The organism is Pedosphaera parvula Ellin514 (assembly GCF_000172555.1).
Classification (GTDB): Bacteria; Verrucomicrobiota; Verrucomicrobiia; order Limisphaerales; family Pedosphaeraceae; genus Pedosphaera.
The window spans coordinates 1-14,628 of sequence record NZ_ABOX02000033.1 but is presented as its reverse complement, the minus strand read 5'-3'; the positions used below and the strand labels follow the sequence as shown (position 1 = coordinate 14,628).

Annotated in this window: 10 protein-coding genes; 6 read left to right on the top strand and 4 right to left on the bottom strand. The window is 51.7% G+C overall.

Annotation, left to right across the window (positions count from 1 at the left end):
- The first annotated feature begins 57 nt into the window (after positions 1-57).
- Positions 58-792 (top strand): 3-keto-disaccharide hydrolase, encoded by a 735-nt coding sequence (locus CFLAV_RS21215; RefSeq protein WP_007416885.1) that lies wholly within the window; start codon positions 58-60, stop codon positions 790-792.
- Between the two features lie 910 nt (positions 793-1,702).
- On the opposite strand, the gene CFLAV_RS35095 is transcribed toward CFLAV_RS21215, so the two are convergent.
- Together CFLAV_RS35095 and CFLAV_RS21205 are read right to left on the bottom strand one after the other, a co-directional pair.
- Complete coding sequence (locus CFLAV_RS35095) at positions 1,703-2,221, bottom strand: hypothetical protein (RefSeq protein WP_007416883.1); 519 nt, start codon at positions 2,219-2,221, stop codon at positions 1,703-1,705.
- Between the two features lie 114 nt (positions 2,222-2,335).
- Complete coding sequence (locus tag CFLAV_RS21205; RefSeq protein ID WP_007416882.1) at positions 2,336-2,743, bottom strand: hypothetical protein; 408 nt, start codon at positions 2,741-2,743, stop codon at positions 2,336-2,338.
- Positions 2,744-3,328: 585 nt separating this feature from the next.
- On the opposite strand from CFLAV_RS21205, the gene CFLAV_RS21195 reads away from it, so the two are divergent.
- Positions 3,329-7,801 carry a PVC-type heme-binding CxxCH protein gene (locus CFLAV_RS21195; protein WP_007416881.1) on the top strand — a complete coding sequence of 1,491 codons (4,473 nt, stop codon included), beginning with the start codon at positions 3,329-3,331 and terminating at the stop codon, positions 7,799-7,801.
- Positions 7,802-7,960: 159 nt separating this feature from the next.
- Here the strand turns inward: CFLAV_RS21195 and CFLAV_RS21190 are convergent, their stop codons facing one another.
- Both CFLAV_RS21190 and CFLAV_RS21185 read right to left on the bottom strand, forming a co-directional pair.
- A complete protein-coding gene (locus CFLAV_RS21190) occupies positions 7,961-8,704 on the bottom strand; it encodes a creatininase family protein (protein WP_050785905.1) in 744 nt (247 codons plus the stop codon).
- A 283-nt stretch (positions 8,705-8,987) separates the two neighbouring features.
- Entirely contained in the window at positions 8,988-10,784 is a 1,797-nt protein-coding gene (locus tag CFLAV_RS21185) for a N,N-dimethylformamidase beta subunit family domain-containing protein (RefSeq protein ID WP_007416879.1), read from the bottom strand.
- Positions 10,785-10,930: 146 nt separating this feature from the next.
- Between CFLAV_RS21185 and CFLAV_RS21180 the strand changes: the two genes are divergently transcribed.
- The 4 genes from CFLAV_RS21180 to CFLAV_RS21165 form a co-directional block, all read left to right on the top strand.
- Positions 10,931-11,422: a DUF1269 domain-containing protein gene (locus CFLAV_RS21180; RefSeq protein ID WP_007416878.1), complete on the top strand. Its 492-nt coding sequence runs from the start codon at positions 10,931-10,933 to the stop codon at positions 11,420-11,422.
- Positions 11,423-11,805: 383 nt separating this feature from the next.
- Entirely contained in the window at positions 11,806-12,675 is an 870-nt protein-coding gene (locus tag CFLAV_RS21175) for a mechanosensitive ion channel family protein (protein WP_007416877.1), read from the top strand.
- A 310-nt stretch (positions 12,676-12,985) separates the two neighbouring features.
- Positions 12,986-14,233, top strand: coding sequence for a carbohydrate porin (locus tag CFLAV_RS21170; RefSeq protein ID WP_007416876.1), 1,248 nt, complete (start codon positions 12,986-12,988; stop codon positions 14,231-14,233).
- A gap of 188 nt (positions 14,234-14,421) precedes the next feature.
- The coding region (locus CFLAV_RS21165) for an AbgT family transporter (protein WP_007416875.1) at positions 14,422-14,628 on the top strand (207 nt) is incomplete at its 3' end.

Genomic DNA, 14,628 nt, shown 5'->3' with positions numbered 1-14,628 from the left:
GTTGCCTGCATTTTCTTGCTTGCCCGGATAACTTTCGCGGCTTCTAATTCAATTTGCATGCAAAATCCCAATAGTTATCTAAAAAACTTGTCCGTTTTAATCTTTGTGCTTCTGGCCAGTGCGTGTTCAACGACGACACACAAGGAACAAACCAAGGTTGTTCACCTGCTGAATGGAAAGGATTTAGGGCCGTTTTATTCATTCCTCAAGGGGCAGGGGACAACCAACGATCCATATGGAGTTTTCACAATTACCAACGGGGTGTTGCGTGTCAGCGGCCAGGATTTTGGTTATTTGGCCACAAAGAAGGATTATTCGAACTACTGCCTGATTGCTGAATTTAAATGGGGTGAAAAAGCCTGGGAACCACGTCAAAAGAATGCGCGGGATAGTGGCATTTTGGTGCATGCGGTGGGCAAGGACCAGGTGTGGCCAAAGTCGATTGAATGCCAGATGATTGAAGGCGGCACAGGAGATATTTTGGTGGTGAGCGGCGCTTACCTCACGGTGGATGGAGTAACGAAGGGACCAAGGATTGAGCGTTTTGACAGGCCGGGTCGAAACCCATGGAAGGATGAACTTGGTTTCCGCGGCCCGCATGAAATCGAGAAGCCACATGGCGAGTGGAATACAATCAAGGTCATCTGTGACGGCAACACGGTAGCGATTAGCGTTAATGGTCATAGGACTTTGGCCGGAACTAACGCGATCCCTAACGCGGGTAAGATACTGCTTCAAACCGAGGGTGCGGAGGTCTTCTTCCGGCGGTTGGATCTGTATCCGCTTCAATGATAACAGAGCTTATACAATTCGTTTGCGTGCCATAGAAACGCTGGAAGCAGACGGTTAAAGTGTGATGGGCAAACGTTGAGTTACTCCGCGGCACTGCTTGCGATCAGTGGAAATAAAATGGCGGCCCCACTCAGGGCCGCCGAACCTAACTGACCATCATTACGAGATAATTATTAATCAAAAACAGGTGCTGGATGGTATGGGGTATTCACCCCAGCTTTATAGAAATTACTGCGGGCATCCAATCTATCGCATTTGATTATTGCCTGACATCGTTGGAAAATTCGTAACGCGCGACCGGCGTTCCATGTGGCGCCAGTAACGTCGCCGCCTTCGAATTTTTCGGTGCTGGAGATAGCAGATGTAAAAGAACAGTGCCACGCAACCGAGCACAACAGACCAGATAAAAAATCCTTCGAAGTTGTCAGTTATCCTGCTCATAAGATTAAGGATCTATTCACTTCCTAATTCAACGCTGGAACGACGTGCCTCTGTGAAATGCTGGTGGTTCTGGAAATCAGACAACTTTTATCATGAAATGTTCAAGTTGTTATTAAGGGCCAGGGTTCCGGCACTGAAAGCGTTGACCAACTCAGTATTTTCATGAATAGTCGAACGAATGAAGCGCAGGTCCGGAGCACATCGATCCAGACAAAATCCGAAAATGATTGCTGTGGCTATCAGCGTAGGAATAGCCTTGTGCATCGCCTTCGGGATATTGCTCTACATGCTGAATCAACAAAACAGACTGGATGGCTCATTGCCCTTAGTCTCCTTGACGATGCCTGTATAGCAGGAACAGCATCCAAATTTCAGTCTTGCAGAGGAAAATCAACTTGCTGTTGCCCTCTACAATATAAAAGGATGAGCACCCCAGAGGCTGTCCTCCAGCTCGCTTAAGCAATAAAGCTTACCAATGCCGGTGATAGCGGTAGCTCGGGCCGATATAGACCCCAACTCCGGGGCCATAGTAGTAGGGTGGCGGAACGTAGTAGGTTGGCGGAGGTGCGCCATAATAAACCGGCGGCGCTGGATTGGGATAGCCGTAAACCGGTGTATTCTGGTTCATGTCAAAGTAGATTTGCTGTGGAATGTGGTCCTCTGGAGACATCAAGTGGCCTGTGCGAAAATACCGTGATTGTGGAAACTGGTTTGTGGTGAGAGGCAATGCCTCGACCACGTAGTAATAGGAACCAAAGTCGTGAAAGGTTCCGTCCGGATCTCCGAATATTTTTAAATGCACAGGCGTATTGCCCAGGTCAGTACCATTTGCCCTGATTCTCGCGCCCGGCGCGGAAGCATCGACCAATACATCATAAGCCATGGTGCCGTCGGGACCGCGTTCCGCACCGGGCGGAATGGATTGACAGCCAACAAGGAAAACGACCGCCGTGATCACGGTTAAAGAGAAAGTCAGTTTTGCACTCATGAAATAAACTGGACCGGGTTCATCCTATTCACAAATGGGGATTTAAGCCAATCAGACAGCCAGCAAATATTCCCTTCCACCTTCCTGCCGCTGACAATGGGGTTGCGGACAGAATCAGCTCAGGTTTAGATTTTGGAGGCGATCCATCGCAGCCTGAACAGTCTGCAATGCCTGGAGCATCTCCACGCGTGTTTGTTCGGTGGGAGGAGCCTTCGAGTCGTTGAGAAGAGCAGACATTTTTTCCATGATGGCAGGTGTGCGCTTTTGCAAACTCGCGATCTGTTTTTCCCAAGCCAGTTTCTTATTCGCGCATTTGAGCAAGTCGGTAAGAAACGCGATGTCCTCACCCGTGGTTCGCGTGGCCGGATACTTTGCATTGACTGCGGCCAGTTCGGCCTGCAGAGCATTGATCGTTTCCGTACAGCGCTCAACCTGGCGGCCGAGCGCATTCAGTTCCAACACCACCTCTTGTTGTTGGAGGACGGCCTTTTCAGCCTGCTTCAGTTGTTTGAACGAGGACATGATCAAAAGTTCTGTTTTATCAACGTTACTACTGGACTGAGCTTCATGCGTTTGTCTTCTTGCAACAAAGGTGCTTAACTTTATTGGCGAATCAAGGAGAAATGATCACCAGTCCAAGCCTTTTTTGATGGGAGCAAGCTATTTCCAGCCAGCCTAACTGATGCCAGTGGAATATTGAAATAACGTAACAATCAAGTTGGCAACCGGTAAGCTGCCACGGCTGAAATTGAATAGAATTACCTTCTGGGAAGTCTTAAGCAGCGTTCCCTGAAGACTCGTACCATGCCCATTAAATGAACAGCGTGAAACAGTATTATCGATCGGCGGCTCCGGATTTAGCACGGACTTTTCATTTTCCTTTACAAAGCACTGTTATTTCGACTGAATTACTCAAGTAAGTTCCGGAACATTTTTTATATAATGAAGAAGGTTGTGCCTGGCACTGTAACTCGAGTCCGTGACGAATCGTTCCGTATCGGCATCCTTATTTTAAAATGTTACTTGTTCAAATGTAAGCATGAGTTCCCATAAACGAACCCGTGCACTAGACCTAATGCACCCAATTTCACAAACTCGCATCTCAAGATGAAGCTTAAAACTTTAACCATTCTGCTGATTGCTTTCTGCGCTTCATTCACCCAGGCGCAACCGTCATCAAAACTGGAACTCAAGAAAGGTGATCATATTGCCATCATTGGCAATGGTTTGGCGGATCGTTTTCAGCATTCCGGCTGGCTTGAAACCCTGATCTACTCAAAGTATCCGCAGCACGATCTTGTCTTTCGCAATCTGGCGGTCGCAGGAGACGAGATTTCCGTTCGTAACCGTTCGGAAAATTTTGGTTCCCCTGACGAATGGCTCAAAAAGACAAAGGCTGACGTGATCCTCGCCTTTTTCGGCTTTAATGAGTCTTTCAAAGGCCATGATGGTGTTGGGAAGTTCAAGGCCGACCTGGACAAGTTCCTGAAAGACACCCTGGCGAACGACTATTCCGGCAAAGGGCATCCGCGCATCGTGTTGTTTTCGCCCATCGCCTGTGAAAAGCATCAAGATTCCAATTTGCCGGATCCAATTCAAAACAATGCAAACCTCCAGGAATACACAGCAGCCATGGCGGAAGTGGCACGAGCCAATGGCGTTCAGTTCATCGATCTTTTTGGCCCATCCCAACATCTCTACGCTGAGGTCGGCCAACGAAAACAATCCCTCACAGTCGATGGCTTCCATCTCAGCGAAGCAGGCGACAAGCTACTTGCCGATGCGATGTTTCAAGGGCTTTTCGGGGAGAAAATTCCTGCAACCAGTATTGAACTGCGCACCGGAAACTTTGAGAGACTGCGTTTGGCGGTGAACGAGAAGAATGCTGAATGGCATGCACGTTACCGCACCGTGGATGGTTACAATGTCTATGGAGGACGGTCGGCCCTTGCCTATGAGCCCGGAAAGGGCGGGTTTATTTCCGATCGCAATGCTTCAGCACCTTATATCTCCAATTATCGGGTCATGCAGGAAGAAATGTCACAACGTGATGTCCTCACGGCCAATCGTGATAAACGGGTCTGGGCGGTCGCCAAGGGAGGCGATCTTGTCGTGGATGATTCCAATCTGCCACCCGTCGAAAAAGTCCGTTCCAATCGTCCAGGGTCGAATCCGGATGAATCTTATCCCTTCCTCGGTGGCGAAGCTGCCATCGCGAAAATGACCGTCCATTCCGGTATGAAGGTGAACCTGTTTGCGAGTGAGGAACAGTTTCCCGAACTCGCCAACCCTGTGCAAATGGCCTGGGATACCAAGGGCCGTCTCTGGGTTGCTGCCTGGAGGAACTATCCCGAGCGCACGCCTGACAGCAAAGTGGGGGATAGCCTCATCATCCTGGAAGATACCAATGGCGACGGCAAGGCGGACAAATGCACTGAGTTCATTGGTGACTTGAACGCTCCCACGGGCTTCCAGTTTTACAAGGACGGCGTGCTGCTCATGCAGGCGCCCGATCTGTGGTTCGTGCGTGATAGGAACGGTGATGGAAAAGCCGATTGGAAGGAACGCGTGCTTATGGGCATGGATTCAGCCGATTCTCACCATACCGCGAACGCCATCTGTCTTGATCCCGGCGGTTCGATTTATTTGAGTGACGGCGTGTTTCATCGCTCGCAGGTGGAAACCGCCAAAGGCCCTGTCCGTAATAATGACGCCGCGATTTATCGTTACGAGCCTCGCACCGGCAGGTTCGAAACTTATGTTTCGTATGGTTTTGCGAATCCGCATGGCCGGGTTTTTGATTATTGGGGCAATGATCTAATCACTGATGCCACCGGAAATAACACTTATTTCGGTCCTGCATTCAGTGGCCACATCGATTATCCCGCCAAGCATTCCAGCATGAAGGAGTTTTGGAACCGTCCATCACGCCCTTGTCCCGGCACGGGAATAATAAACAGCCGTCACTTCCCGGAGGAGTTCCAGGGGAATTTTATGAACCTTAATGTCATTGGCTTCCAGGGCATTTACCTTGTGAAAGTCACTGAAGAGGGTTCAGGGCTGAAAGGCGAAACACAGGAAAATCTCATCAGTTCGAGCGATCCGAATTTTCGACCATCCGCGGTGAGCATTGGACCCGATGGCGCCATCTACTTCTGCGACTGGCAAAAGCCCCTGATCGGACACATGCAGCATCATCTTCGCGATCCGAACCGGGACCACGAACATGGTCGCATTTACCGTATCACGTATGAAGGCCGGCCCTTGCTAAAACCGGCCAAGATTGATGGCCAGCCGATTCCGGCATTACTTGAATTGTTGAAGGAACCGGAAAACCGCACCCGTGAACTCGCGAAGGTGGAACTCGGCAAACGCAATACGAAAGAAGTCATCGCCGCAGTGAAGAAGTGGGTCACGAAGCTTGATAAAAACGACCCGGCTTACGAACATCATATAATGGAAGCATTATGGGTCCATCAATGGCACAACAGCGTGGACGCCGATCTCCTCAAACGCATGCTCCATTCGCCAGAACCCCGTGCTCGTGCCGCCGCTGGCCGGGTTCTTTGCTACTGGCGTGATCGTGTGCCAGAGGCAATTACCCTGTTCAAATCCCTGGCTGACGACGAGAACCCGCGCGTGCGCCTTGAAGCTGTACGTGCCGCAAGTTTCTTTCAAACTGCCGAAAGCGTCGATGTGGCCCTCACCGCGCTTAAACACCCGACAGATTATTATCTCGATTATACGCTCCACGAAACGCTTCGGCAGCTCGATCCTGTTTGGCACAAAGCCATCGCTGCCGGCCAGCCTTTGGCTGCCGATAACCCAGACGGCCTCAAATACCTGCTTCGTAGCATCAACACTCCCGAGTTAATGAAGCTGCCGCGCACACGCGGCGTTCTGGAAGCCCTCTTTGCGCGGCCGGATGCTGCCGACCCGGACCGCCTCGCGGCACTGACTGAAATCGCCAAGGCGCGCCAAACCACTCGCGTCTCTGTATTGCTTGGAGCTATTGATTCTGCCAATGAAACCGACTCGCCCGCAGCCGCTGGTTTTGCCCGTCTGCTCCCCTGGCAGCTACCGGATGAATTGAAGGCGGAGCGCGCGCATCTGACCAAACTCACTTCCGCAAAGAGCTCCATGGAGGTGCGCCAGGCTGCCTGGGCCGGGCTGGCCCTTGCTGACAATTCGTTCGATACCGTCTGGAGCGCGGCTTCAAAGTCTCCAGCAGCGCTGGTTGACTTACTCAACGGAATTCCACTCCTGAATGATTCCGACTTCCGGGCCAAGGCCTATGGCAAAGTGAAGCCGCTCCTTACCGAACTGCCCGCGGACCTGCAAACTCTCGCCAAAGACAGCCAAAACTTTTCCGGTCGCTTTGTGCGCATCGAACTTCCCCGTCGGGGGACACTCACCCTTGCCGAGGTACAGGTCTTTAGTGACGGAAAAAACGTCGCGCTTCAAGGCAAGGCAAAACAATCCAGCACAACGAACGGAGGCGAGGCTGCAAGAGCGATTGATGGCCGCACTGATGGTGATTTCGGCAGCGGCACCCAAACCCATTCGAAGGAGAACGAAGATCATCCATGGTGGGAAGTAGACCTGGGTTCCAGTCAGCACATCGATTCGATCGTGGTGTGGAATCGAACCGAAGGCGAGTTTGGAAATCGTCTGGAAGGCTTCACCCTAACCGTGTTGGGTGGTGACCGTAGGGAGGTTTTCAAAAAGATGGAAAATCCTGCGCCGATCGGGAGCGCCCGTATAGCCATCGGTGGCGATCCAATTGGTTCGATCCGCCGTGCCGCCGTTCGTGCCAGTGTCAGCATGAATTTTGAACCGGAAGCTGTCTTTACTGCACTGGCAGGTATGATCGACAGGGGCGAACAGGTGCCCGCCGTTGCCGAGGGCATGCGCGCGCTTCCGCGTGCCTCGTGGCCCAAGCCGCAGGCTGGTTCTGCGGCAACGGCACTAGTGGCCTGGGCTAAAACCGTTTCCGCCGGCGATCGCACCTCACAAGATTATGTTCAAACTGTCCAGCTCGCCAGCGACCTTGCCGGCTTGCTTCCGGCGGAAAAGGCCGCGGAATTGCGCAAGGACTTGCGAGAATTGCGGGTATCCGTCTTCGTCATCCGCACTGTCCGCGAACAGATGCGTTATGATTCACCCCGGCTTGTCGTGGAAGCTGGCAAGCCATTCGAAATCATCTTTGAGAACGGAGATTTCATGCCGCACAACTTCGTCATTGTAAAACCCGGCACCCGCGAAAAAGTTGGGAATGCGGCTGCCACCATGAAACCTGATGAACTGGATGGCGAAGGTCGTGCCTATATTCCTAAAACTGCTGACATCCTCGCCGCCACCAAGCTGCTTGAGTCAGGTCAGAAAGCGACGCTAAAGCTCACAGCTCCAGTCATTGAGGGCGACCACGAATACGTCTGCACTTTCCCTGGCCATTACCAGGTGATGTGGGGGCAGTTGGTCGTAACCAAAGACGTCGAGGCTTACCTGCAAGCCCATCCTGAAGCTACACTGCCAGTGGCGGCTACCTCCAGTGAGCATGTCCATCACCATGACCAGTGAGGACTGTAATGCTGATGAATGATTCGTGCCCAAGACTTGTCAATCCAGAGTAACGCTGTAGCTGGAATGTGAACAGCAATGGCTTCGACCCAATCGTCAGCTGAATGCAACCCATCACTTATATTGGTTGCTTGAACCAACTCGACCACGTTGCGACATCTAGACGATGGGTCTGGCTTTGATTGCCTTTATAATCTCCACTGACTTGGGAACAATTGCGTCCATGAATTGTTTTCCTTTGGCTGCAGTGGCGAGGGTGGCCTGACCCGAACCGCCGTGGCGAGTGTGCCTTTTGAAATCCAGGGGAATATAAATACCCTTGAGAGCCTCTGAGGTATTCTTAACTTTGTCGTCAGCGATTTCCGAAGTGCGAACCAGCTCAGGACGCAGATACATCATCATGGAGGTTTCAAACTCGCAGGCGTGACCTACATTCTTGCGCTCTCCTTGAAGGATGGCGGCAATCTCTTTATCTGCCAGATCCCAATAACTGGCGCCTGCAAGCACCGAGTCCGGAAATTCCAGAGCCAGTTGGCGCAGGGCCAGATGGAAACCGTCAATGTTGCCACCATGACCGTTAAGAATAAACACTCGACGGAAGCCGTGCTGCAGCAGGCAGCGCAATGGTTCACAAAGAATGTTTAGATAGGTGTCCGACTGGGCTGTCAAGCTCCCTGGCATGCCCAGATGATGCGCTGAGGCTCCGAGCCATTGCACGGGCAATAATAGGATTTCATTCGGCAAGGCAGCCTCAAGCCGGGAGGCCACTCCATCGCAAAGTATGGAATCGGTAAAGAAAGGGAGATGACGACTGTGTTGTTCCAGGGCGGCGATGGGATAAATGACGATAATATCTCGATCCAAATGTTCCACCTCGGGCCAGGCAAGTTCAGCAAGTTTCATAATAAAAGGCGTAAAAGACCAGAAGTTACATGGGCGGGGAAAAAATGGAAGCTGGTTCATGAAGAGCCGGATCAGGACTTGGCTGGCGGAAATGGACGAGATGTCAGCAATTCCCATGAAACCGATTTTGTCTTCCAAGCAAAAACCGTTGCTGAACACCGCCCGCGCCCAGCACTGCATTCTGGATTCATCGTCTGGCCCCGCATCTTCTTTATGACTCACCTAAAATTAACAGGTTTGCGCTGAAATTTCAGAGATCCAACACGAGCGAGGCGTTATCCGCCTAAACTTTTGAGCGGTTCCTTTTCTTTTCCTTCTTTAAGAAACGTTCCAGCACGTTACGTGTGATCTTTGAAACTGGTTTGTCGACCATGACGCTGGCGGTCCAGGTAATGGAGCCGACCGAAAAGACCGCCCCACCGGTTTTTGTTTCATGCAAGATGATTTCTGCGCCGCCGTCATTGATATTCATTCCGCGTGCGAGCAGGCTCAAGCCTTTGGGAGAAGCAGGGGTGCGTTTATCCGTTTCGTGTCCCGAAGCGCCTCCCGGGCAACGTTCGTGCTGGCTTTCCGTGCCGAAGATGTCACCGTTCTTCAATCCAGTGTTTCTGAATATCCAATGTGAAGCATCGATTACCTTGTAGGGAGCCGAAGTCGCCACGCCGGTTTCAGTAAAGACAACTCCCAGCAATTCTGCCGGAGAGCCGACGGTAAAATGGAAGCGGCAATCGTATCTTTTGCCTTCAACGGGCTCAATAAATTGCAGCACTCCATTGGGATTAGGCAGCCAGGTATTGCACTTCATCGTGGCTTCGTTGGGCAGCTCGACTTCGCAATCAATACCATTACCGCCCAGATACATCAGTTTGCCACCCTTTTCAAAAACCCATTTCCTGACCCGCAAAAAAGCATCCTTTGACCAGTATTCAGGATGCGTACTGATGATGAGGGCCTTATAGGCATCCAGATCCAGCAGACCTGAGTGCAGTTGGTAATCTGAGTAAAAGTCGTAGGTAAAACCCTCGCGTTCCAGCCAGGCGAGCAAACGCCATTCGGCTTCGGCCAGGTGGCAGGGCTGTCTGCCGCGAATCGGATCAGTTGCCTCGACATCTCTCGGGATTTGGTTAAAGGGTTCAGGACGATCAAACGAGAGCGGAGAATATTCGGAGTTTCTGGAACTCCAAATGTTGGACTCGCCAACGTATCGACTCAAATCCAGGCGTGAATTAATCGTGGGCCGAGGGGGCAGTTTGGTGGGGTTGATGTAGTTGCTGCGTCCTCCAAAGTTATTGTAGGCATTCCACGTGTTGGTGGAGGCGATGACGGCAATCGGAGCTTGCGGGCTGGCAGGTGCGACAACCCATGGAAAGCTGAGGAATTTCCCCGACGGCGTTTCGGCGTGGAAATAATACAAACCTGTTTGTTCGGGCGCCATCTGTGACTGATAAAAACATTCAGGAGTGCACTGGAGGGTATTTGCGCCATGCTTTTTGCATTCGCCATTCGATTTATACTTTTTACTGAAACCATAACGATTCCAGCCAACGCCCGTTTGAGAGAAGTCACCATCTGGAAGGCGTTGTAGGTTGGGGCAGGGTCCATGTTCATCGAACCAGCCGATCCGTTGGACCAATTCCTTCTTTAGACCATAACGCCAAAGGGTCAGGTAATATGGCTCAGGAGAGTGGATACGTAATTCACCTTTCTGCCCGGATTTGACCCACTTCGGCCACGCGTAGCCATACAAGGAATTCGAGAGGAGGCGCAACTGAAGTGGATCATTTGCGCCAACTTGAGCCATGACGTGTTTGGAACCATATCCATTTTTGACGAGAATAATTCGGTATTGGCCTTCAGAGATATCTCCGTTAACGGCTCCCGAAGGCGAGGAACGGATTACCGCAACAGTCCTGCCGTCACGTTCAAATTCGACGGCTACATCATTCAGCGCGCAATAGTTCTCATCACTAACGTAACCAATAAGCATAAGAAAGGTTGTATCTGAGTTCGAAACAAAATTCACGCAAAAGAGATAAAGTTGTGGATCGACGATCCACTTCAAACAATTGAAAACGTTCATTACCAGCTTCCGCACTACAGTGAACACCCCAATTACAGTCCAAGGTATGTCTTCTACAATTGGAACGTGCCGATTTCGTACCCTGCGTTCACAGGCACACCCAAGGACTGCCAGACAACTAGCGTGGACCCAAGGAAAGGAAACTTATGAACACATTGGTAGTTGTAGGTTATGATGATCCCTTCAAGGCGGAAGAAATCCGTTTGAAACTTCAAAAAATGGAAAGCCAATACTTGATTGATCTCGAAGACGCCGTCGTCGCAGTCAAGGATGCCAAAGGCAAGGTCAAGCTCCACCAGACGGTCAATCTGACAGCCGCAGGAGCGGCGGGCGGCGGATTTTGGGGGGCACTGATCGGCCTGATCTTCATGGTTCCCTTCGTGGGCATGGCGATTGGTGCTACAGCCGGGGCGATGTCAGGCGCACTCACTGATCTAGGCATCAACGACAAATTCATGAAGGAACTGGCTTCCACAATGAAACCCCAGAGTTCCGCTCTCTTCGTGCTTGTCAGAAAAGCAACCCCGGATCGAGTGTTGGAAGAGCTCAAAGGCACAGGTGGCAAGATCCTGCAAACATCTCTGTCACACGAGGAAGTGGAGAGACTCCAGAACACACTGGCCGAAGTTCCAGCTTAGATCACCGCAATCAATCTGACACGCACGGCTCGGTGAGAAACTGTTGCGCTTTGAATGCGTTGCGAAAGTTTGCCTTGGTGAGCAATGACCCATCAGGCTGTGTTAACGCGATTGGCGACGTTGCAACTACCGGAGTCCGCTGTGCGTGTCAGCGGGTTTGATTGTTTTGTTGATCGACTGTAGGAAGGGGGAGGCTGTTCCATTTGAACTGAGCCGATGTTTCTTGCACCGCAAGTTTACGTGGTGGCGGGTTCCGCGTAACTTGCTTCTTCGATGCCTCCATTGATCTGTACAAAGTCATAAATTTAGCGCGGGTATGGTTGCCTTGGACACATGCTGGCGTATCTTTGAACCACATATCTATTTAGCGAATTGTTCAGACAATGCCGACGCCGGAACAAGTCTTGGAGGAGGTGAAGGATCCCGAGGCATGGCGGGGTTGGGTTGGGCAGGTTGGGCGCGTCGTGCTGGTGTTGGTTATCGCCTGGCTGCTCACCCGCTTTACCAAGTGGCTCCTGCCGCGCTTACGTCGTTCCATCGTCCGCATTCTGGATCGGCGGCGCGAAGGCGTCACTCTCGACTTGGAAAAGCGCGCCAAGACGCTGAGTTCCGCCCTCCGCAAGGCCATAAACATGGTAGTCTGGACATTGGCAGTGGTAGCCGCTCTCAAGGAGTTTAATTACCATGTCGAGCCACTGCTGGCCGGATTGGGCATCGCAGGCATCGCGGTGGGGTTGGGAGCGCAGACTCTAATCAAGGATTGGCTGGGAGGATTCTTTCTACTGCTCGAAGATCAGATCCGCATTGGTGATTTGGTGGTGATCAATGAGATAACCGGCGTGGTCGAGGAGATTGATCTTCGAACGACAGTGTTGCGCGGGGAAAACGGGGCGGTACACGTGATCTCCAATGGGTCGATCACCACGTTGTCGAACCTCACTCGCGAATATTCCTATTATGTTTTCGAAACAACGGTGGCGCACGGAGCAGATGCGGACCGCGCGCTTGCGATTATCGAGGGTGTCGGTGATGAGATTTATGGCGATGAGAAGTATCACTCGCTGATACTCTCCAGGATTGAGATGATGGGTGTCGATTGTCTCGGGGATCGGGGCGTGATTCTTAAAGCACGCATCAAAACTTTGCCATCGCAGCAACTGCTCGTGGGCAGGGAACTTAATCGGCGGGTGAATATCAGGTTGAAAGCTGAAGGGATTGCGTTTCCGCAGTTGCTTCCACCGCAAGTGCGATGAAGGGAAATGTCAGCGTCTGCCAAGTGGGAAAGTAGGTGGACACCCTATTCATTGATGATTTTGTCGACGTTAGACTCCTCACAAGGACGTATGTGGTTTCGTAAATGTGGATGCACGCCGGGCGGCTAAGTGCGGAATAAATTGAAAACACATAACTATGATATCATCATTAAGATCAAAGCTTTCGCTTTGCAGATTAAATCCTTTGCCTGGCGATCATATCCTCCAACGGAGCGTCTTGTTATTTTCGGTTCGAACTAAATCCTCTTTAAAGTCATTCTTGCTGGTGGGCGCACCGGTCTGGGCAGCTATGACTCTGAGTCAGGCTGCGTTAGCAGCCGATGAAGATCATCCTTTTTATATCCTGGGGCCAGACGTGGATCATGTGGGTTGGACTCCGGGACTGACCCCCACCGCCATCGAGGCCGAAATCGAGGATGTCAGCACGATGCGCAAAGGTTATTTCGAAATTCCTGGAGTCTCCAGGCCGTTTGATTATACGTACGACCGCCTGGACGACCTGTACAATGCGCTTGGCCTACGGATTGGCACCGCCTATACCATGCTCTTCCAAGGTCTGAGCGGAGGACCATGGGATCAGTTCGGTGGGGCGGGCGATTTCGACCTGATGGGATCCTGGACACTTGTAGGTAAGGACACAGAGAACACAGGCCGGGTCATATTCGATCTCGAGGAACGTTTCAAAATCGGTGAACGGACTCCCAACTCACTTGGGTCCCAGATCGCCACGCTGGTAGCCACCGCCAACACTTTCAATGACCGCGGTTTAGCGCTTCGTGACCTCCACTGGGAACAGCGACTCTGGGACGGCCAGTTTCGATTCATGTTCGGTCGCGCGGATTCCACGGCTTATTTTGGCTCCACCTGGATGCAGAGTGCAAACAACTCATTCGTGAATCGGATGTTTGCCGCAAACCCGACTGTCGCCGCTCCGGGGCACGGTCCGGCCGCCGGCATATCCTTCAAGCCGAATGATCAGGATTTCTATATCACAGCGGGGGCTGCCAACGCCTTCAGCTCGACCACCAGAGTCAACATCGATTCGCTCGTTGATGAATGGACCTTCTTTTCCTACGGGGAATTGGGATGGACTCCGAAATTCGAGGGCCTCGGAGAGGGACGATACACATTTTCTGGCTGGCATGCCGGAGAGCGGGAAAGTTTAGGCCAACCTGCGGACTGGGGGGTGACCGCCATTGCGGACCAACAATTTAATGATGTGGTTGAGGCTTTCGCACGATGGGGATATGCAGGGAAAGCCGATTTGGGCATTCGTAACTACATCCAAGGTGGGGTCGGCTTCCGGCTCGGTTTGGCAGGCCGCGAGGCAAATGACACGGTAGGTGCGGCGTTTTCGTGGGCCTTTCCCAGCAATAGTGAATTGAGGCAGGAGAAGGTGTGTGAAACTTTTTACCGGCTACAGTTGACCCGGTTCTCTCAGTTTTCGGTGGGCGCACAAGCGATTTTCGATCCCTCAGATGCACCAGGCACCGATGTAGTCGGGGCCTTTTGGGGGAGGTTGCGAATCTATTTCTGAGTGAACCGGGAAGGCTGGCGAATTGGATACGGTTGGAGGGGAACCGCAAAATTGCGAAAGGACTTTTCGTGAATTTTGAAGTAGAATATTGGTATGATAGTCAACCAGCTCCCAGTAGCCAGAAGGGGGATCTCCGGTTCATCCTCGGTCCAGGCTGGGAGTTCTAGACTTAAAAAGGAGGAGTTTTTATGCAACGTGCAGCAACCATGGGCCATGCGCCCGAGGAGAGCAAACCGTTCATGCAACGACTGCTCGATGGAATTGAAAGGGTGGGGAATAAAGTTCCGCATCCGGTAGTAATTTTTGTCGCCTTGATCGCCCTTGTCATCCTGCTTTCCCATATTTTTTATCTGATGGGAACATCTGTCACTTACGAGGGAATCAACGAAAAGACA